The sequence below is a fragment of the Streptomyces sp. NBC_00237 genome (assembly GCF_026342435.1).
Classification (GTDB): Bacteria; Actinomycetota; Actinomycetes; order Streptomycetales; family Streptomycetaceae; genus Streptomyces.
Genome location: NZ_JAPEMT010000003.1, coordinates 204,422 through 223,484, shown reverse-complemented (window position 1 = coordinate 223,484; position 19,063 = coordinate 204,422). Strand labels below are relative to the sequence as shown.

Annotated in this window: 16 protein-coding genes and 1 pseudogene; 7 read left to right on the top strand and 10 right to left on the bottom strand. The window is 72.1% G+C overall.

The annotated features are described in order from the left end of the window. Nucleotides 1-8 precede the first annotated feature (8 nt). Together OG897_RS27895 and OG897_RS27890 are read left to right on the top strand one after the other, a co-directional pair. On the top strand, nt 9-1,094 hold the full coding sequence (locus OG897_RS27895) for an ATP-binding cassette domain-containing protein (protein WP_266660898.1): 1,086 nt from the start codon (nt 9-11) through the stop codon (nt 1,092-1,094). Beyond that, complete coding sequence (locus tag OG897_RS27890) at nt 1,091-1,885, top strand: ABC transporter permease (RefSeq protein ID WP_266660896.1); 795 nt, start codon at nt 1,091-1,093, stop codon at nt 1,883-1,885. Before OG897_RS27895 ends, OG897_RS27890 begins: the two co-directional genes overlap by 4 nt. A gap of 21 nt (nt 1,886-1,906) precedes the next feature. Here the strand turns inward: OG897_RS27890 and OG897_RS27885 are convergent, their stop codons facing one another. The 3 genes from OG897_RS27885 to OG897_RS27875 all read right to left on the bottom strand — a co-directional run bounded on the left by OG897_RS27885 (nt 1,907) and on the right by OG897_RS27875 (nt 8,691). Then, nucleotides 1,907-5,164: a BTAD domain-containing putative transcriptional regulator gene (locus OG897_RS27885; RefSeq protein WP_266660894.1), complete on the bottom strand. Its 3,258-nt coding sequence runs from the start codon at nt 5,162-5,164 to the stop codon at nt 1,907-1,909. 192 nt (nt 5,165-5,356) lie between these two features. Continuing rightward, on the bottom strand, nt 5,357-6,463 hold the full coding sequence (locus tag OG897_RS27880) for an HAD family hydrolase (protein ID WP_323188111.1): 1,107 nt from the start codon (nt 6,461-6,463) through the stop codon (nt 5,357-5,359). Between the two features lie 143 nt (nt 6,464-6,606). After that, the gene (locus OG897_RS27875; protein WP_266660892.1) at nt 6,607-8,691 is read right to left on the bottom strand and encodes a prolyl oligopeptidase family protein; all 2,085 of its coding nucleotides are present in this window, start codon (nt 8,689-8,691) and stop codon (nt 6,607-6,609) included. A gap of 115 nt (nt 8,692-8,806) precedes the next feature. Between OG897_RS27875 and OG897_RS40840 the strand changes: the two are divergent. The 3 genes and pseudogenes from OG897_RS40840 to OG897_RS27865 all read left to right on the top strand — a co-directional run. Then, a pseudogene (locus tag OG897_RS40840) lies at nt 8,807-8,914 on the top strand (ArsR family transcriptional regulator); the annotation flags it as partial. A 376-nt stretch (nt 8,915-9,290) separates the two neighbouring features. Next, entirely contained in the window at nt 9,291-9,854 is a 564-nt protein-coding gene (locus OG897_RS27870) for a GNAT family N-acetyltransferase (protein ID WP_266660890.1), read from the top strand. 428 nt (nt 9,855-10,282) lie between these two features. Continuing rightward, nucleotides 10,283-11,518 (top strand): heparan-alpha-glucosaminide N-acetyltransferase domain-containing protein, encoded by a 1,236-nt coding sequence (locus OG897_RS27865; protein ID WP_266660888.1) that lies wholly within the window; start codon nt 10,283-10,285, stop codon nt 11,516-11,518. A gap of 36 nt (nt 11,519-11,554) precedes the next feature. On the opposite strand, the gene OG897_RS27860 is transcribed toward OG897_RS27865, so the two are convergent. Both OG897_RS27860 and OG897_RS27855 read right to left on the bottom strand, forming a co-directional pair. After that, complete coding sequence (locus tag OG897_RS27860) at nt 11,555-12,004, bottom strand: GNAT family N-acetyltransferase (RefSeq protein WP_266660886.1); 450 nt, start codon at nt 12,002-12,004, stop codon at nt 11,555-11,557. Between the two features lie 43 nt (nt 12,005-12,047). Continuing rightward, nucleotides 12,048-12,662, bottom strand: coding sequence for a DUF998 domain-containing protein (locus tag OG897_RS27855; RefSeq protein WP_266660884.1), 615 nt, complete (start codon nt 12,660-12,662; stop codon nt 12,048-12,050). Nucleotides 12,663-12,800: 138 nt separating this feature from the next. Here OG897_RS27855 and OG897_RS27850 point away from each other — a divergent pair, with 138 nt between their 5' ends. Then, nucleotides 12,801-13,370, top strand: a complete 570-nt coding sequence (locus tag OG897_RS27850; RefSeq protein ID WP_266660882.1) for a hypothetical protein — start codon at nt 12,801-12,803, stop codon at nt 13,368-13,370. Nucleotides 13,371-13,459: 89 nt separating this feature from the next. On the opposite strand, the gene sigJ is transcribed toward OG897_RS27850, so the two are convergent. After that, the gene (sigJ, locus tag OG897_RS27845) at nt 13,460-14,380 is read right to left on the bottom strand and encodes an RNA polymerase sigma factor SigJ (protein WP_266660880.1); all 921 of its coding nucleotides are present in this window, start codon (nt 14,378-14,380) and stop codon (nt 13,460-13,462) included. 240 nt (nt 14,381-14,620) lie between these two features. Between sigJ and OG897_RS27840 the strand changes: the two genes are divergently transcribed. After that, entirely contained in the window at nt 14,621-15,091 is a 471-nt protein-coding gene (locus tag OG897_RS27840; RefSeq protein ID WP_266660878.1) for a carboxymuconolactone decarboxylase family protein, read from the top strand. Nucleotides 15,092-15,199: 108 nt separating this feature from the next. Here the strand turns inward: OG897_RS27840 and OG897_RS27835 are convergent, their stop codons facing one another. The 4 genes from OG897_RS27835 to OG897_RS27820 all read right to left on the bottom strand — a co-directional run bounded on the left by OG897_RS27835 (nt 15,200) and on the right by OG897_RS27820 (nt 18,976). After that, nucleotides 15,200-16,030 (bottom strand): HAD family acid phosphatase, encoded by an 831-nt coding sequence (locus OG897_RS27835; protein ID WP_266660876.1) that lies wholly within the window; start codon nt 16,028-16,030, stop codon nt 15,200-15,202. Nucleotides 16,031-16,244: 214 nt separating this feature from the next. Further along, complete coding sequence (locus tag OG897_RS27830; RefSeq protein ID WP_266660874.1) at nt 16,245-17,291, bottom strand: GNAT family N-acetyltransferase; 1,047 nt, start codon at nt 17,289-17,291, stop codon at nt 16,245-16,247. Between the two features lie 389 nt (nt 17,292-17,680). Beyond that, nucleotides 17,681-18,319, bottom strand: coding sequence for a trans-aconitate 2-methyltransferase (locus tag OG897_RS27825; RefSeq protein ID WP_266660872.1), 639 nt, complete (start codon nt 18,317-18,319; stop codon nt 17,681-17,683). A 60-nt stretch (nt 18,320-18,379) separates the two neighbouring features. Continuing rightward, complete coding sequence (locus OG897_RS27820) at nt 18,380-18,976, bottom strand: CGNR zinc finger domain-containing protein (RefSeq protein WP_266660870.1); 597 nt, start codon at nt 18,974-18,976, stop codon at nt 18,380-18,382. Nucleotides 18,977-19,063: the final 87 nt, after the last annotated feature.

Sequence of the window (19,063 nt, the reverse complement as noted above, 5' to 3'; positions counted from 1 at the left end):
TCTGCTCCATGACGACCTCCACCACCTCACCCCCGCCCCCACCTCCGGCCCCGGCCGTACGCCCCCTCGCCGTCGAAGCCAGGGAACTGCGCAAGTCGTACGGGGACCGGACCGTGCTCGACGGGATCGACCTGACCGTGCCCACCGGCAGCGTCTTCGCGCTGCTCGGCCCGAACGGAGCGGGCAAGACCACCGCCGTCAAGATCCTCTCGACCCTCATCGGCGGCGAGGCCGAAACCCTGCGGGTCGGCGGGCACGACGTGGCCGCCGACCCGCAGGCCGTACGCACCCGGATCGGAGTCACCGGGCAGTTCTCCGCCGTCGACGGGCTGATCACCGGGGAGGAGAACATGATGCTCATGGCGGATCTGCACCACTTGCCGCGCCGCGAGGGCCGCCGGGTCACCACCGAACTCCTCGCGCGCTTCGACCTCACGGAGGCGGCGAAGCGGCCCGCCGTCGGATACTCCGGCGGCATGAGGCGGCGGCTCGACATCGCCATGACGCTGGTCGGTGGCCCGCGCATCATCTTCCTCGACGAGCCGACCACCGGTCTCGACCCGCGCAGCCGTCACCGTACCTGGGAGATCGTCCGGGAGCTGGTCGCCGATGGCGTGACCGTCTTCCTCACCACGCAGTATCTGGAGGAGGCCGATCAACTCGCCGACCGGATCGCCGTGTTGAGCGAGGGGAAGATCGCGGCCGAGGGGACGGCGGAGGAGCTGAAGCGACTCGTTCCCGGAGGGCACGTACGGGTCAGGTTCGCCGGTCCCGGGGCCTACGGGGCCGCGGTGCGGGAGCTGCCGGAGGCCACCCGCGAGGACGAGGGGCAGGCGCTCCAGGTTCCGTACGACGGCAGTCCGCGCGCGCTGCGTTCGCTGCTCGACCGGCTGGACGCGGCCGGTGTCGAGGCGGACGGGCTGACCGTGCACACACCCGACCTCGACGACGTGTTCTTCGCGCTGACCGGCGGGACCGACGGCTCCCACGCCGACCATTCACGCACCACCACCGACCCGGTCGGCCCGGCCAGCCCGCTCAGCCCGCTCAGCCCGACCAACCCGATCAGCCCGACCAAGGAGTCCGCCCGATGAGCAGCACCCTCTCCCTGGTCGCCCGCGACTCGTCCACCATGCTGCGACGCAACCTCCTGCACGCGCGCCGCTACCCTTCCCTCACCCTGAACATCCTGCTCATGCCCATCGTCCTGCTGCTGCTCTTCGTGTACGTCTTCGGCGACGTGATGAGCGCGGGCATCGCGGGCGGCGGCGCCGACCGGTCCGACTACATCGCCTATCTCGTACCGGGCATCCTGCTGATGACCCTCGGCGCGACCCCGGCCGGTACGGCGGTGTCCGTGTCCATGGACATGACCGAGGGGATCATCGACCGGTTCCGCACGATGGCGATCCATCGCGGGTCCGTGCTGATCGGGCACGTCCTCGGCAGCGTGATCCAGTCGATCGCCAGCGTGGTCCTCGTCGGGGGCGTCGCCGTGGCCATCGGCTTCCGGGCCACGGACGCCTCGGCGCTGGAGTGGCTGGCGGCGTTCGGGCTGCTCGTACTGGTCGCGACGGCGTTCACCTGGATCGCGGTCGGCATGGGGATGGCGAGCCCGAACCCGGAGGCGGCCAGCAACAACGCCCTTCCTCTGATGATCCTTCCGCTCATCTCCAGCGCTGTCGTCCCGGTCCAGACGATGCCGGGGTGGTTCCAGCCGATCGCCGAGTACCAGCCGTTCACGCCCGCCATCGAGACCCTGCGGGGGCTGCTGCTGGGCACGGAGATCGGGCACAGCGGGTGGCTCGCGGTGGCGTGGTGCGTGGGGCTGACCGTGCTCGGCTACTTCTGGTCGACGTCACTGTTCCGGCGCGGCCCGAAGTAGCCTCGGCCGAAGCGGGCCCGCTCACCCTTGCGGTCGCACAGACACCAACTCCCGCGCAGCTGCCACCAGTTCGTCCCGCCCCAGGGCGGCGTACTCCGACACCGCGTCGGCGTACGCCGCCCCGTCGGCGTCCCCGGCCGCCCGCCGGGCCCGCTCCGCCGACATCGTCGGCTGGAACTCGCGCAGCACCCGCAGCCGTTCCGCGAGCGCGATCATGCGTACGGCGCGGAGGGCGAGGGCATCGCCGGAGGCCAGGGCGTCCTCAGAGGCCAGAGCGCCGTCAGAGGCGAGGGCGCAGCCGGAAGCGAGATCCGCCACGCCCAGCGCGTGCAGCATCGTTCCGCACATCCTCATCTCCAGGGGCGAGCGGGACAAGTCGCCGAGCAGCGCCCGCAGTTGCCGCCGTACCCGGTCGCGGACCTCCGCGACCTCGCCGGTCCGGCCCGCGTACGCGTGCGCCGTCACCGCCGCCGACTGGACCTGGAGCGCCCAGGGGTCGAGCCAGTGGTCGCCGCCGGGGTAGAGCGAACCGGATGCCGCGTCACCGGAGACCAGGGCCCCCGCCGCCGAAGCCCCGCCCGCCGCGGTCTCCGCCAGCCGCCCCACCGCCCTGCGCCACAGTCTCAGCCCCTCCTCCGTGCACCCCCGCGCGAGCGCGATCTCGGCCCGCCCGCCGACCTCCGGACTGTAGAAGGCGTCCTGCTGCGCGACGGGCCCGGCGTCCGCCCGCCCGAGCCAGTACTCGGCCTCGTCGGCCTCGCCGCGCTGGAGACAGGCCAGGGCCAGGCCCTGCCGGACGCCGATGTAGTCGTACGCGTTGCCGAGGCCCGGCAGCACCCCGAGGGCCGCCCTGAGGTGCGCGTACGCGGCCTCGCCCTCGCCCACCTGCAAGCACAGCTCGCTGCGCCGCGAGTGGCACATGAGCTGGAGCGGCGGGTTGTCGACCGGGGCCAGTGCGGTGATCGCCCGGTGGACCGAGGCCATCGCCCGGTCCGTGTCGTACGCGTACTCCCAGACGTACGTCGCCACACACTCGGCGACCCCCGCGACGAGCGGGTTCGGGTCGGCGCACAGGGCGTTCAGCACCTCGTGTCCTGGCGGCCGCGAATCGGGGACCGCGCTCAGCACGACTGCGACGGCCCGCAGCAGTGTGTCCGGCGGGGCGGGCGGCAGCCTGCGCAGCGTCACCAGATGGCGTACGAGCTGCGCGCCGAAGCCCATGAACAGGCCCGCCGTACACAGCACGGCGGCGGCCCGCGCCACCTCGACGTGCTCGGGGTCGGGACGGTAGTGGGAGAGCGGCGGACCGGTCTCGGCGCCGAGGGCGGCCAGTCGGGGGTAGTTGGCGTCGGTCGCCCACAGGGCGGCGAGCACGGCGGTCAGCGCGGCGACGGCAGGGCCGTCGTCGTGGGCGAGTGCGTGCCGCAGTGCCGGTACGAGGTTGTCCTGCTCGGCCCTGACCCGGTCCCAGGAGGCCAGCACGTCCGCGCCGAACAGCACGTCGTGGTGCGCCACCCCGAAGTCCCGCGCCCAGCGCAGGAACCGGCCGAGTGCCTCCTCGTCGCCGCCCGCCTCCACGCACCGCGCGGTGCTGAACTCCCGTACGGCCTCCAGCATCCGGAACCGCACCCCGGCCGGGGTGTCGGCGACGGTGAGCAGCGACTGCCCGGCGAGCTGTTCCAGGAGGTGCAGCGGATCCTCGCCGAGAACCGCCTGCGCCGCCTCGCCGGTGAAGCCGCCGGGGAACACCGACAGCATGCGCATGGCCGCCCTGGCCTCTTCGGGCAGGAGGTTCCAGCTCCACTCCACGACGGCGTGCAGCGTGCGGTGCCGCTCAGGGGCGTCCCGCGCGCTGCCCCTGAGCAGGGCGAACCGGTCTTCGAGGCGGTGCGCGATCTCCCGTACGGACAGAGCCTTGGCCCGTGCGGCGGCCAGTTCCACGGCGAGCGGAAGCCCGTCGAGGTGGCGGCAGAGTGCGGCGACCTCGTCCGGCGGCAGCTCCACGCCGGGCCGGGCGGCCCGGGCCCGCTGCCCGAACAGTTCGACGCAGGTGTCGAGGCCGAGTTCGGGCAGCGCGTACAGCGCTTCGGAGGTGAGGCCGAGCGGTGCCCGGCTGGTGGCGAGCACCCGCAGGTCCTTCGCGGCGGAGACCAGGGCGTGCACGAGGTCGGCGACGCCTTCGACGACCTGCTCGCAGTTGTCGAGGACGAGCAGGGCGGGCCCCGGGCCGAGGGCGGCCAGGATGGCGGGGACGGGGTGTCCGGGGCCCTGCCTCTTGCGGACGCCGTCGCCCGCGCCGAGTGCGGAGGCCACCGACGTGGCGACCGCGGTGGCCACGTCGGCGTCCGCCGTGACGGCGACGAGCGGCACGACGTGCACGACGGGCTGTGCGGCCCGGCGGCTGACCGCGTGGGCCAGCCGGGTCTTGCCGAGCCCGCCGGGACCCACGACCGTGACGACCCGCGCCCGCTCTCCCAGTCGTTCCACCGCCGTGATGTCCTCGTCGCGGCCGAGGAGGGGGTTGGGCTCGTGCGGCACGCCGTACCGTGCGACGGGCTGATCAGCGAGCAGCAACTCCTTCTGTACGGCGCGTAGTTGAGCTCCGGGTTCCGTTCCGAGGGTCTCGCGCAGGGTGCGGCGGTACGTCTCGTAGCGGGCGAGCGCGGCGGGCGGGCCTGTCGTCGCGGCCTCGCCGCGCAGGAGTTCGGCGAGGACCTCCTCGTCGCGGGGCCTTCGCGCGGCGGCCTCGGCCAGGGGTCCGACGGCCTCCGGATGCCGTCCGAGGCGAGCGAGGGCGAGCGCTCGCGTCCGTACGAGCGTGTCGCGGACGGGAGCGCGTGCGGTGCGCAGGGCGGCCACCGGGTCGCGTGAGTCGCCGACCGCGTGGCCCGTCTCCCACAGGGCGAGGCCCGCTTCGGCGGCGGCCAGCGCCGCCGCATGGTCACCGGCCCCGGCCCGTTCGGCGCTCGCGGCGGCATGCAGGAGCAGTGCGGAGCTGTCGACCTGTTCCTCGGTGAGGCCGAGCCGGTATCCGGTGGGCGTGCTCACGAGGAGGTCGGCACCCCACTGGGCCCGCGCCCGGGACACCAGGACCTGGAGCGCCTTCCCCGGCCGCTCGGGCAACCCGCCGTCCGGCCACAGCCCCCGTACGAGCCGCTCCGTGCCGGACCCGGCGCGCAGGTCTCCCGCGAGGAGGGCGAGGAGGGCGCGCAGCCGGGGTGCGGTGACCTCCTGCCCGCGGCAGGCGACGCGCGGCAGCAGGGTCAGCTCGATGGTCATCCGGGCAGCGTAACGAAGGCTGAACGCAGGCCGTGCGACAGGGACTTCAGTCACCCGGCCGTACGCTTGACATTCCGCCCTGGGGGTCGCCGCGCACACCGCACTCGCCCCGGGGCGGCGAGGAGGTCGTTCTGCTGCGGGACCTGGAGCGCCCCGGGGCGGACCTCCGTGACAGGGCCGTGCCTCGGCGGCTCAGCCGATCTGTTGCGGCGTGACCGTCAGCCAGTTCTTGTCGGCCGTCGGCTGCTGGCCGAGTTCCTTCTGCCGTGCGACACCCGCGGCCTTCATGCCGTTCAGCTCTTTCATATAGCTGTCCTTGCGGTTGACCCACACCCGCAGGCCGCCCTTGGCCACGTCCGTCGAACGCAGCAGCATCGGGCCGTCGCTCTTGGGAGTGTCGCCCGCCGCCAGGACCGGCTTGCGCCACGGGTCGACGTAGGTGCTGATCGCGGCGGGCTTGCCCTCGTACCAGGTGGCCGGAGCCCACAGGGTGGGTGTCAGCTCCAGCTTGCCGAGCTTCGCCGCGTCGTAGCGCCCCGCCGCGATCTCCTTGCGCGTGCTGGTCACTTCGCCGGTCCTGCGGTCCTTGAGGAGGGTCGATACGCCGAGTACGTTCTCGGGCTTCACCGCGTAACCGTGCTTCGGGTCGGCGAGGACCATGCGTACGAGGTCCTCGTGCGCGGCGCTCACCACGTACACCTCGATGCCGTGCTTCGTGAGGCTGCGGTACAGCTCCTGCATGCCCGGGGAGAACTCGGGCTTCTTCGCCCCGCCCGGCAACGGCTTGTCGTACGCGAGGAGCTCGTCGACGTACCCCTTGAGCTGCTTCAGCGTGAAGCCGGAGAAGATCTGGGCGGCCCACGGGTAGGAGACCTGGTCGTCGATCTCGCAGAGCCGGGCGTAGTACTCGGCGAGGGTCTCCTGGTGGGCGGCGGTGTCCTCGAAGGGGATGATCTTCAGGGAGGGGTCCATGGTGTCGCGGGTCAGGACCCCCTTCATCTCCAGGAAGGGGAGGAGGGACTCTTCGAGGTCGTTGCGGTACGAGGTGTTGTCCGCGTCGAAGACCGCGTACGCGCCCCGGTGCTCCTGGGCGGCGATCAGCGCGGCCAGCTTCTTCGCGACGGGCGCGGGCCAGTGCTTCAGCTCGGACACCACGGCGCGCTGCTCGGCCTGCGCGCCGTCGGAGGCCGCCGCCGCCTGCGTGTCGGGCCACAGGCTTCCTGCGGCGAACACGGCGCCGGTGAGGGCTCCGGCCGCACCGAGCAGGACGGGCTTCTTGCGCTTCGGGGGAGTGTTCACGGCGGGCCACACTAGGCTGACCTGCGCTTCTTTCCCATGATCGACGTCATGGAGTGGGCGGGCGGGGCGGGGGTAGGCGCAGGGCCCCGGTCCGAAAGCTCCGTCCCGAAGGCTCCGAGCCGGAAGGCCCCCGCCCCACCGGGTCACTCGCCGCCGTCACCACCCGTCAACGTCCACCACAGGAACGTGTACTTCAGGGCGTACACGGCGGCGGTCTGCGCGTTGTCGTTCGCGCCCGCGTGGCCGCCGCCCGAGGTCTCGTGGAAGTACACCTCGTGCCCCTGCTCACGCAGCCGTGCGGCGGCCTTGCGGGCGTGGCCCGGGTGGACGCGGTCGTCGCTGGTGGCGGTCAGGATCAGCACGGGAGGGTACGTCCGGTCCTCCCGGAAGCCGTGGTACGGGGACATGTCCGCCAGGTGCGGGCGGTCCGCCGGGTCGTCGGGGTCGCCGTACTCGGCCATCCAGGAAGCGCCCGCGAGGAGGCGGTGGTAGCGGAGCATGTCCAGCAGCGGCCAGCCGATGACGACGGCGCCGAAGAGGTCCGGGTAGCGGGCGAGCATCGCCCCGGCGAGGAGACCGCCGTTGCTGCGGCCCTCGACGCCGAGCCGGCCGGGTGTGGTGAGGCCCCGTTCGACGAGGTCGCGGGCGACGGCGGCGAAGTCCTCGAAGGCCCTGGGCCGTTCGGCCTTGAGCGCGGCCCGGTGCCAGTCGGGGCCGTACTCGCCGCCGCCCCGGACGCCCGCGAGCACGTACCGTCCCCCGCGCGCGAGCCAGCCGCGCCCGTGCAGGGCGCTGTAGCCGGGGAGGAGGGCGTGCTCGAAGCCGCCGTAGCCGTGGAGGAGTGTGGGGGCGGGCTCGTCGTGGTCGGGTCCGGTCACGAAGTACGGCACTCGGGTCCCGTCGTCGGACACGGCGAAGTACTGCCGTACGGAAAGCCCCTCGGTGTCGAAGAGCGCCGGGGCCCGCTTGAGCACTTCGCTCCCGCCGGTGGCCGCTTCCCCCCGGTGCAGCGTCGGCGGCTGGAGGAAGCCGTCCGTTTCCAGGAAGTACTCGTCGGAGTCCTCGTCGGTGGCGACGACTCCCGCCGAGGCCAGCGGCGGCACCGCACCGAGGGGCTGCCGTTCCCAACTCCCGCCCCCTTCCACGGGTGTCAGCACCTCCATGCTCGTCGAGACGTCGGTGAGGGTCTCCAGGATCAGGTGGTCGCGCGTCCAGGAGTACCCGGCGAGTGCGGCCTGCGGGGTCGGGCTGAACAGCACCACCGGCTCGCGCCCGCCCGCGAGGAAGGCGTCGAAGCCGAAGACGAGGAGCGAACCGGCGGGCTGCCCCAGCCATTCGGACTTCGGCTCGACCACGAGCCACTGCCGGTGGGCGTACGCGTCGGCGTCACCCGGCACCTCGATCCGGACCCACTGCCCGTCCGGCCCCCGTACATGGCTGTCCGCGTTCCAGAAGTCACGCTGTACGTGGAGGAAGTCGCGGGCGAACCCCTCGGTCGGGTCGTGCCAAGCGCTCACGGAGAGGTCCTGGGCCTCCACTTCGTACACCAGCTCGGCCTGCTCGACGGGCGTCCCGCGCCGCCAGCGCCGTACGGTGCGCGGATAGCCGGAGTCGGTGAGCGTGCCGGTGCCGGGTCCCAGGTCGATACCGAGGTAGACGGTGTCGTCGTCGATCCAGCCGATCCGGGTCTTACCCTCGGGCACCCGGAACCCGTCCGGCACGAACTCCTTGGTCTCCAGGTCGAATTCCCGGACGACCACGGCATCCGTGCCGGACGGCGACAGCCTGACCAGCGCCCGCCGGAAGTCCGGGTACCGCACGGGCGCGCCCGCCCAGACCCAGTCCGTGTCCTCCGCCTCGGCGAGGGCGTCGACGTCGAGGAGGACCTCCCACGTCGGCTCGTCGGTGCGGTACTCGTCGAGCGTCGTACGCCGCCACACTCCGCGTACGTGGTCGGCGTCGCGGCGGAAGTTGTAGAGGTGGGGGCCGCGCCGGGTGACGTGGGGGATGCGCCGGGAGTCGTCCAGGACCTGCCGCAGCCCCTCCGCCAGTTCGCCGCCGCCGGGCGTGCCCAGCGCCTGCTCGGTCTCGGTGGTGCGCTTGCGCACCCAGTCGAGCGCTTCGGGGCCTTCGATGTCTTCGAGCCAGAGGTACGGGTCTTCAGTGATCACAGGGTGAGTATGCCGACCCGTTTGTTGTCCGCGGACAACACCATGCGGGTCCCCCAACTGCCCACCGTCACGCCCGTCGTGCTGCGGCGCGGCGGCCCACGGCGGCCACCACCAGGCCGCCGAGCTGGCCCGTCCCCTGCCCCGCCCCGGCGACGGTCCGGCTGGGCGATCCGTTGCGCTGACGATCGTCCGCAAACTCGTCCTAAAGTCCGAGCGGTTCGACCACTCCTGCGGCTGGTTCGGCCTGGACCGGCCGTCACTGACCCACCGCCTCAAGGCACGGGCGTCGCCGTCCTCGGCTTCGTCGCGGCCCCGGACACCTCTGGGGCGCCGATCGCACTCGCCCCGTTCACGGACGCGATCGGGGCCGTCTTCGCGACCGCCCAGATCACCGGTTCCACCATCCCGGCCCTCGCCGCCGACCCGGGTACGGCCACCGTGGCGGACGCGGCGCGCGTCCCTGGCAAGCGGGGGCGCACTCTCGGGCTAGGTGTGCGCCGCACTGCTGCTGGCCCTGGCGGCGACGGCGTACACGCCGAGGACGCGGACGGCCGGGCACACGGCCGCACCGGAACCTCGGCGCGGGGCCCCCGTACCCCCGGGGTAGATTCCTCGACAAATCCCCGTCCGCCGACGCCGCACGCCCGAGGACCCTCATGCCGACCGTGACGCTCTCCGTCGAACCGACCTCGTCCGCCCCCGCATTGACCCTGCGCCCGTGGCGGCACGACGACGCGCCGGACCTCGTCACGGCCCACCGGGACCCCCTGCTGCGCCGCTGGCTCGTCCACCACCTGGACGACGAGGCGCAGGCGCTCGGCTGGATCGACGCCCAGTCCGAGGGCCGGTCGGCGGGCACCCGCCTCAGCTTCGCCGTCCTGGAGAACACGGCACCGGGAGAGCCCCCTGCCCGCCCGCTCGGTCACATCGCGCTCAAGCGAACGGGCACCCCCGACAGCCCCTCCGCCGAGGTGGGCTACTGGACGTCGGCCGCTGCCAGGGGCCGGGGCATCGCACCCCGCGCCCTGGCGGCAGTGTCCGACTGGGCCCTCGGCCCGCACAGCACCCTGCCGGTGACGCGCCTGGAACTCCTGCACTCCGTACCGAACGAGCCCTCGTGCCGAGTCGCGGAGAAGTGCGGCTACGCCCTGGAGGCGGTGCTCGCCCCGCTGCCGCCCGCGTACCCCCACAAGGGCCACCTGCACGCCCGGCTGCGCTGAGAAGCCGCCCGCACGCCCTACTTGATCACGCCCGTCATGCTCACCGGCTCTCGTCCAAGCCTTCCAGGACCCAGCGATCCAGTGCCGCACCGGCTGATCCTGACGGACGACGGCCTGGGCGAGGAGGGGACGTCCGTGCCCCTTTGCCTGCGCCAGCCCGGCGATGGCCGACCCGGGAGTTCGCCGCCGGCAATCCGGAGAGACTCGCCGAACGCCTCGTCGCACGCACGGGCCCGGACGTCCCCGACGTGTACGTGCAGGAGCTGCGTCCGGGGAACGCGCGAGGGCTCGTTGGAGTGGATAAGTAAGGTAATGCTCGCACCCACACCGGACGCGGGTGCGCGCTGATCGGACGTCGGGGGAAGACCGCACGTACGGCGGTCAGTGGCACCCGACGCGCATGACCAACCAGAAACCACGAGCCACACATGACCCAGACCGCACCCGCTACCGCCTCCGCCCCACCTGTCACACCACCCGCCGCCTCCGCACCCGCCCGCCGCCTGATCGGTGTGGACGTGGCGCGCGCGGTGGCCATTCTCGCCATGTTCGCCGCGCACGTCGGCCCCGACGCCGAACTGCGCGGAGCGCGCCTGCTCATGGTCGCGGCCGACGGCCGGGCCCCGGCCGTCTTCACCCTGATAGCCGGGTTCTCGCTGGCCCTCGCGAACGGCGGCCGCCAGCCGCGCCGCACGCCCGGCGGCTTCCGGGCCGTCGCGGTGCGCTGCACGGTACTGGCGCTGCTGGGCCTCGCCCTCGCCGCGCCGGGCCGGGGGATACTCGGCATCCTGACCTTCTACGCGGCCTACTTCCTGGCCGCAGAGCCCTTCACCCGGCTCCGCCCCCGGGCGCTCACCGTCCTCGCGGCGACAGGCATCGTCCTGGGCCCGGTCCTCTCGTACGTGCTCGGCCCGCTGGCCGGTTACCGCGTCTCCGGGCGCGGCGGAATCCCCCGGCCCGAGGACCTGACCAGTTTCTCCGGCGTCGTGGACCTCCTCGACAAGACGCTGCTCAGCGGCGCGTACCCGTTCCTCACGTACTTCCCGTACGTCGTCGTGGGTCTCGCGCTGGGCAGGCTCGTGGACGTGCACCGCCGCAAGCCCGCCGTCAAGCTGGCGGTCTGGGGAACGGTGACCGCCGTCGTCGGGTACGGGACCTCCTGGCTCCTGGTGGATCACGGCGGCGGCCGACAGGCCATCCTCGAGGCCATCGCCCGCCACCACGCCTGGGCGCTGGACCGGGAGGACCCGGTGGTGTCCGTACTCGCCCGCCAGTTCGGCGCGATCCCCTCGACCGACTGGCACTGGCTGCTGCTCTCCGGGCCCTACAGCCAGACGCCCTTCGAGACGCTGGGCAACGTGGGTGTCGGAGCGGCTCTGATCGGGCTGTGCCTGCTGGCCGTCCGGGTCCGCACGGTGGCCACGGTCCTGCGCCCGTTGGCCGTGGTGGGCACCATGGCGCTGTCCGTGTACACCCTCCACGCCATCGCGCTCTTCAGCTTCGCCCACGGTGTGACCGGCTGGGTTCCGCTGATGTGGTTCTGCGTGGCGGCGCTGGTCGGCTGCTGGGTCTGGGAGCGCTGCTTCGCCACGACCGCGCTGCGGTACGGCCCGCTGGAGTCGGCGCTGCGGGCACTGACCCGCGCGACGGCCCGCAAGGACTGACCGCCCGGCGGCCGGTCCCCGCCGACCGTCCGTTCCTCAGCCGACGGGGACCGGCTGCCGCACCAGATACACGTCCACCGGGTCCTCCGTCTCCAGCGTGAACCCGAAGCGCTCGTACAGGCGCCGGGCGGGACTCCCCCGGAGCACGTTCAGCCGGACGACATGGCCCTCGCGGTCGGTCCGCTCCAGCAGTTCGCGCAGCAGCGAGGTACCGATGCCGGTGCCCTGGAGGTGCGGCTCCAGGTAGAAGTGCTCCAGCCAGTGGCCGTCGTCGGCCGGGCGCAGCGCCAGACATCCGGCGAGCGTTCCGGCCACCTCGACGACCCAGGTGTGCTCCGGTTCGTACGCGTCGCGCATCCGCTGCCGTACCCGGTCCGGGTCGTACACGCCGAGCCGCTCCAGGTCCGGCCGCATCACCACGGCCCGCACCTCGACCAGCGCTTCGAGGTCTCCCGCCGTCGCCTGCCGTATCTCCCAGTCCGCCATGATCGTCAGGTTAACGGGCCGCCTGGAGCGGCCTGCGGCATTTTCACGGGTACAGGGTGCGCAGGGCGAGCACGGTCAGCCAGCCGCAGCCGACGACGAGCGCGACCCGCTGGAGCAGCCCGCCGAAACCGGCCATGCGCGGGGACCCGCTGAACGCGGCACTCGACCACCCCATCGCTCCCGCGAAGAGGACGCCGGAGGCGATCGAGTACGCCGTCCACCCCGCCGAACCGTGGGGCGCGTACACGAAGCAGGCCGCGATCAGGCCGAGGAACGCGGCCATGGAGAACGCGTCGTGCAGGGTCCCGACCCGGGTGGGACGTTCGATCCGATCGGGAGAGCCCGGCGGATATCCGCGTACCGGATCGGCCCGGAAGATCCCCGCCCCCAGCAGGCCGACCGCCCATAGGCCGATCAGTACGGCCCCCCAGCGCGAAGGCCCTTCCCGCCAGAGCCCCACGGCGAAGGCCGAGGACAACAGGACCGCACAGCCAAGGAAGTTGACGACCTGGACCCAGCCCGTACGGCCGATGCTGAGCGAACTGACCGGATGGCGAAGGGAGTTGTAGTCCGGACGCAGCGCACCCGTCAGCAAGTACACGGCGGTGAAGAGGGGGCCGCTGGCCACCCCGCAGAGAAGCAGCAGGTCATCGCTCATTGCGTCAACTTAGATTGACCCGCGCTCCCTCGTCAACCTCTATTGACGAAGGGGTGCCCCCTTGAAGACACCCCCCGGGGCCGTCATGCTGTGGCGACCCGGCGGGCCCGTCGGTGGCCCTTCGAGGGGTGGAGCAGCATGGCAACGCGTATCGGCAGGTCCGCTGGGGGCGCATGCCTGGCCCTGGTGCTGGCCGTCACCCTCGCGCCGGAGTCGACCGCCGTCGGCAGGGGACCGGACGCGCCGGGCAGGGGCGTACCCGGCACGAAAGCCTTCGAGGCCGTGGCGCAGCGCGTACTGGAGCACCGGACGGCGCACCTCGTGGAGGGGGCCGACCCCGCGGACGTACCACTGCCGCAGGAGGGGGAAGTGCGGGTCTCCTCGGATCAGGTACGTGAAGAGACCGCGATCGGGGCTGAGTTGACGGAGCGTCGGACGGCACTCGCCGATGCTCGGGAGGCGTACGAGGGCGCGTCCACCCGGGTGGCGGTGGAGTCGGTGTCCGTCACGCGCGGCCGAGTCGTCGTGGTCGCGGTCGAGGACACCGAGCTGTCCTACCGACAGTCCGGCGGGGGCGAACCGCCCCTCACCGCGTTCCGGTCGGAGCACCGACTCACCTTCACCCCCGCCCCCGGCAGCGGCTGGCAGCTCACCGGGGTGCAGACGCTGGGCGACGGCCCGCACGCGGTGAACCAGCCGGAGGGTTGAGGGAATCCGGCCGGTGTCACCGCCGCGCGACGCGAAGGCCGGCGCCGCGCAGAGGGCTGCACCCCGCATCAGCCAGCACCACGCGAAGGTCAGCCCGCCGTCCAGGGGCGGAGCTTCTCCGGGTTCCGCATCGCCCAGAAGCGTGTGATCCGGTCACCCTCGACGTCGAACGCGATCACCGTCGACGTGACCCCTTCCTGCTGGACGACCAGCCCCGGCTGACCGTTCACCGTCCGCTCCAGCAGTCGCAGGCCCGGTACCAGGTCCAGCATGGCGACCAGGTAGCGGGCGATCCGCTCGCTGCCCCCGGTGGGCGGTGCCGCGTTGACCACTCCGCCGCCGTCGGCGAGGCCCATGGCGTCCGGGTCGAGAAGGTTGATCAGGGCGGCTATGTCCTTCTCCTCCCACGCCTGCTTGAACTGCCGTACGAGTGAAGCCTGTTGCGCGGCCGGGGTGATCGTCGCCCGCGACACGTCGACCCGGCGGCGGGCGGAAGTGGCGAGCTGGCGGCAGGCGGCCGGGGAGCGGCCGACGATCTCCGCCACCTCGGCGAAGGAGTAGCGGAACACGTCGTGCAGGACGAACACGACGCGTTCGGCCGGGGTCATCGCGTCGAGCACGACGAGGAGGGCCATGTTGACCGACTCGTCGAGCGTGACCCGGTCGGCCGGGTCGACCGGCCTGCGGCCCCCGCTTCCGTCGGCCCACTCCGCGTGGTCCGGCAGCGGCTCCGGCAGCCACTCGCCCACGTAACTCTCGCGCCGTACCCGCGCCGAGCCGAGCAGGTCGAGGCAGATGCGGCTCGCGACCGTGGTGAGCCAGCCGCCCGGGGACTCGATGGCGTCCTGCTGCGCGCGGCTCATGGCGTACCAGCGGGTGTACGCCTCCTGCACGACGTCCTCGGCGTCGGCCAGCGAGCCCAGCAGGCGGTAGGCGAGGTTGATGAGCCTGCGGCGCTCGCTGACGATCGCGCTCAGGGTCGGGTCGAGAGCCTCGGGCGGCGTGTGCATGGGGTGCTGCTCCCTCGATCGCGCGGGTCGGTGCGGGGACGGTGGCGAGAGTCTCCACTCCTACGACGGAGCAGGCCCCCGGAATGTGAGGCCGTCGCGGCAGCCGGAATTCCCTGGGGTCCGCGCCTCACATTCCTTGAAGCTGTCTCGTCGTAAGGGCTGGGACGGAACGCACGGCGTCCCGGGCAGCGCTCCCGCACCGCGACGGTGCGAGAGCCCCAGCGCATCGAGGAGATCACGATGGAATCCCGTATCGACTTCATGTCCAACCCCGTCGGATCCAAGGCTCTCAAGGGCCTCGTCTCCGCGGGCATGGCCATCGCCCACCAGATACCGGCCGCCACAAGGGAGTTGGTCGCGCTCCGGATCAGCCAGATCAACGGCTGCGGCTACTGCGTCGACATGCACACCAAGGACGCCGCGCACGCCGGGGAGAGTTCCGTACGGATCAATCTGGTGGCGGTCTGGCGCGAGGCCCCGGTGTTCACCGAGGCGGAGCGGGCCGCCCTGGAGCTGGCGGAGCAGGGCACCCGGATCGCCGACGCGGCCGGTGGCGTACCGGACGACGTGTGGGCGAACGCCGCCAAGCACTACACCGAGGACGAGCTCTGCGCGCTGATCGCGGCCATCGCCGTCCTCAACGCGCTGAACCGGGTGAACGTCATCACGCAGAACCCTGCGGGCGACTACCGGCCGGGGCAGTACGCCTGAGGCCCGCACGCCTCGCCTGACGGACGGTGCGCCGGGCGCGGACCTCGTACGCGGTGCCTGCTCGTACGCGGTGCCTGCTCGTACGCGGTGCCTACTCGTACGCGGTGCCTAGCTGACCTTGTACATCGGGTTCGGCAGCTTGAAGGTGCGATCCGCGTAGCCGCCGGTGAAGTCCGAGTCCTGGTCGCCGATGCTGGCGACCAGGTCGTAGCCCCGGGACTCTATGTACTTGCGGGTGGCGGCCTTGTACTGGGCGCCGTCGCACTTCCACGCGTCGCCCGAGCCGCACGCCTCCTTCAGGTACGCGGGCGGGTTCACCTTGTCCTTGAGGAAGAGGTGGGTGCGGTCGAGCGGGGTCTTGACGCCGACCTTGGCGAGGTTCTTCGCGAACGGGGCCCGCACGTCCTCGGCGGAGCCGGTGAGGAAGAAGACCTCGACGCCCTTGCTCTTCGCGTAGTTGACGAGCTCGGGCATGCCGTAGACGGGCCCACGGTCGGCCTTGCTCACGTAGTCCGTGAAGGTCTTGGTGCCGTAGGTGAAGTTCGTCGCCTTCTCGTAGTCGTACGTCAGGAGCATGGTGTCGTCGACGTCGAGGACCACGGCGGGCTTCTTGCCGTGCCGCACGCCCTTCTTGCCCGCTTCGGCGAGGTGCTTCTTGGCGGCCTTCTCGACCTGGTGCACGTCGTGCGCGTAGGGGCTGTTCGCGGAGGCGCTCCAGGTGCCGTCGGCGTTCTTCGTCCCGCCGTAGTAGCGGTCGATCTGGGTGACCAGGTCGGCGATGTTCTGCGGCTCGTGGGCACCCGGGCGGCTCTTCGCGGCGGCGGGCTGCTGCTGTTGCGGCGCGTTGTCGGCGCTCGCCACGCCCGTCCCGTAGACGGCCCCTCCCGCGAGGGCGAGGGTGGCGGTCAGTCCGGCGATACGGGTGTTCCAACGCGTCATGACTCGATCTCCGTTGATGAGAGTTGAAGAGAGTTGAAAGGGGTGGATGAGGGTTGATGGCGAGGGGCGACGGCGGAACGACGAAGGTCGTTGCAGGTCGCGCCCTGTCTACGCGCATCACATGACCGACCTCAAGGTTCTTTGCACAGCCATTGCTTTACCTTTTCCTTGCCAACGCAATGCGCGGCGCGGCACGGCTGGCTTCCGGCCTCGCTCAGCACACCACCGGAGCCTCCACCAGCAGCCTGGTACGGACCGAGCGGTAGCCCAACGCCCGGTTCACGGCCGCCATCGACAGGTTCTCCCGGTGGACGGTCGAGGTGACGGTGAGCACTCCGGGGAAGCACTCGCTCATCCGGACGGCCTGCGCCGCCTTCACCCAGCGGGCCAGCCCGTGGCCCCGGTGCCCGGGGGCGACGGCGGTGTCGTGCTGATCGGCCGCCGGGCCGCCGCCCGGCGGAACGGTGGCCACCGTCACGGCGACGACCACCCCAGTGGCCGGGCCCACGGCCGCGCACACCATCAGCCGGTCGCCGCCCTCCGTCATCCGCGCCTCCCACTCCCGTACCGCGGCGGCGTCCCAGGTCCTGGCGGCCAGCTGCATCGCGGCTCCCGGAGCGTCCATGACGTGCCCCATCACCCGCCCGAAGGAAGCGACCAGCGGCTCCGGAGCCACACCGAGCCAGTGCACCACCCGATATCCCCGAGCCCGTACCCCCGGAGGCGGACACTCCGCCAACTCCCGGCAGCGACGCACCACCCGGTCCTCCGCCAACGGCTGCTCCTGCAACTCCAGGGGCAGAAGCACACGCATCCCGGGTACGGTGCGGGCGAACGGCTCCCCCGGCGGCCCGCCGAGCACGGTGGCCTGCACTCGGGCCGTTCCGGCCCCGGCCGCACCCCGCATCGCGTGGGCGAGCAGGGCGGATCCGAGACCACGGCGGCGGGCGGAGGGCGCCACGAACAGCCGCAGAAATGCGGTGTCCTCCTGATGTGGCTGCGGCTTCAGCTCAGCGACCGCCCGCATCGCGCCCCCGCCCCTTCCACTTCTCACGGCCCAGCGCATCGCGGGCGGATCTTCAGCGAGAAGCAGCTCGGCGAGCACGGCGGGGCTCGCCGAGCTGCCTGACGACTCGCGGTTCCCTTCGCTGAACACGGAACACCAGGCAGCAAGGTCGCCGGGGACCGCGCGCTGCGGCACGAACGGCTCGACCACGGCAATCGCATCGGTGCTGTCAACGGTTTCACTCGCATCAGTCACCGCAGAACCCTGCCACGCTCCAGCGTACGGCGCGATCTTCCTGCGCCGCGTCGAACGCGCCCGGCGCGAGCTGGCGATCGGACGCGCAGGAGATGGGCCGCCAACTCCCTTCCAGGGCTGACGACTTCTGCGTCAACTCACAGCCCTTGAACGGCGCGCACCGGGAGAGCGAGACGGCTCCCGAGCTGGCCGACGAGCTCTTCGTCACGACCCGACAGCGCCACTGGCAACAGGCCCTCCTGGAAGGGCTGTTCGCGGTGGTGTCCCGTCAGGTCGGCACGCACGAGCGGGTACCGGTGGTGCGGATGCGGGTGCGGATGCGGATGCGGGTGGATGCATCGGGCCGCGCACGGCGCCCTGAGACGTCCTGGCCCATCACCCTTGCCCCCTCACCCCTGGCGCATCAACAAGCACCCCTGCCGGAACCGCTGCCCCTCCCCCGGCTGCCGCAGCATCCGCGCCACCTCGACGAATCCGGCCTCGGCGGCCAGCCCCGCGAGTGCGTCGACCGGCCACCGGTAGGCCGTGGTCACCTTGTGGTCGAACGGCGTCACGGGGTCCCCCTCCGCCTCGAAGAAGCCGAGTAGAAGATGCCCGCCTCCTTCGATGACACGCCGGAACTCCGCGAAGTACGCGGGCAGTTGCTCCGGCGGTACGTGGATGAGCGAGTACCACGAGAGAATCCCGCGCAACGCCCCGTCCGCCACGCCCAAGGCGTCGAGGGCCTCCATGGATCCGACCTCGAACCGCAGTTCCGGGTACGCCTCCCGGGCGATCCCGATCATCGCGGGCGACAGGTCCACGCCGAACACGTCGAGCCCGAGGTCCCGCAGATGCGCGGTCACCGCCCCGGGCCCGCAGCCCAGTTCGGCGACGGCCCCGCCCCGTACGAACTCGGCGAAGGCGGCGAGCACCGCCCGGTCCAGCGGGGAGCCGTCGAGCGCGTCACGGAAGAGATCGGCGTAGAGGGTGGCGACGGAGTCGTAGGCGTCGGCGGTCGTGGCGAGGTACGCAGTCTGTTCGGTCACGGGGACCGACCCTAAAGCCTCCGACCCCCGGACAGCTATGCCCTTCCCACCCCTCACCCCTCAGCCCGCCGCCCCCTTCCGCGCCCGGAAGGCCGCCGCCTTGGTCCTGTTCTGGCAGGCCGTCGAGCAGAATTGCCGTACCCCATTGCGCGAGGTGTCCGTATAGACCCGGTCACAGCGTTCCGCCTGGCACACGCCGAGCCGCTCCGCCAGCCCTCCGCCCACCGCCAGTGCCAGCGCGGTCGCGCAGCTCGCGCCGACGCCCGACGCGAAGGAGTCGTTCGCTCCGTGGAAGTGCAGCTGCCAGTCGCCGCCCGCACCCCGGTCCAGCCTCGGACGGGCGCTCGTGGCGTGCAGCAGCGCGTTCACCACGTCGGCCGCGACGTCCAACTCCCCTGCCTGGACCGCCTCGAAGACCTCCCGCATGCGCCGCGCCGTCTCCGCGAGGAGCTCCGCCTGCGTACCGTCCGCCGTGCGCGCGAGGGCCGATGTCCCGTCCTGCGGCACGGCCGCCTCGATGGCCGCCCACCTCTCCGTCCCACCGGGCGCGGCATACGGACGACCCCGCGCCTCGCCGTCGGTGAGGGCGTTCACGAGCGCCACGGCATGCTCCAGCCGCGCCACCACGTGACTGTCGAACATCACTTGACCAGTCACCCCTTCCGGCATAACTTCTCTTCTCGTACCTGACGTTACTTGATTCGACAGTCACGCGCGAGCGCCCCCGTACGCGCCCCCACCCGC

What these genes read in the sequence shown, in the direction of transcription:
- OG897_RS27890 (WP_266660896.1), top strand. Translation starts at nt 1,091, where the DNA reads ATGAGCAGCACCCTCTCCCTGGTCGCCCGCGACTCGTCCACCATGCTG.
- OG897_RS27870 (WP_266660890.1), top strand. Translation starts at nt 9,291, where the DNA reads ATGCCGACCGTGACGCTCTCCGTCGAACCGACCTCGTCCGCCCCCGCA.
- OG897_RS27895 (WP_266660898.1), top strand. Translation starts at nt 9, where the DNA reads ATGACGACCTCCACCACCTCACCCCCGCCCCCACCTCCGGCCCCGGCC.
- OG897_RS27865 (WP_266660888.1), top strand. Translation starts at nt 10,283, where the DNA reads ATGACCCAGACCGCACCCGCTACCGCCTCCGCCCCACCTGTCACACCA.
- OG897_RS27855 (WP_266660884.1), bottom strand. Translation starts at nt 12,662, where the DNA reads ATGAGCGATGACCTGCTGCTTCTCTGCGGGGTGGCCAGCGGCCCCCTC.
- OG897_RS27835 (WP_266660876.1), bottom strand. Translation starts at nt 16,030, where the DNA reads ATGACGCGTTGGAACACCCGTATCGCCGGACTGACCGCCACCCTCGCC.
- OG897_RS27860 (WP_266660886.1), bottom strand. Translation starts at nt 12,004, where the DNA reads ATGGCGGACTGGGAGATACGGCAGGCGACGGCGGGAGACCTCGAAGCG.
- sigJ (WP_266660880.1), bottom strand. Translation starts at nt 14,380, where the DNA reads ATGCACACGCCGCCCGAGGCTCTCGACCCGACCCTGAGCGCGATCGTC.
- OG897_RS27850 (WP_266660882.1), top strand. Translation starts at nt 12,801, where the DNA reads ATGGCAACGCGTATCGGCAGGTCCGCTGGGGGCGCATGCCTGGCCCTG.
- OG897_RS27885 (WP_266660894.1), bottom strand. Translation starts at nt 5,164, where the DNA reads ATGACCATCGAGCTGACCCTGCTGCCGCGCGTCGCCTGCCGCGGGCAG.
- OG897_RS27840 (WP_266660878.1), top strand. Translation starts at nt 14,621, where the DNA reads ATGGAATCCCGTATCGACTTCATGTCCAACCCCGTCGGATCCAAGGCT.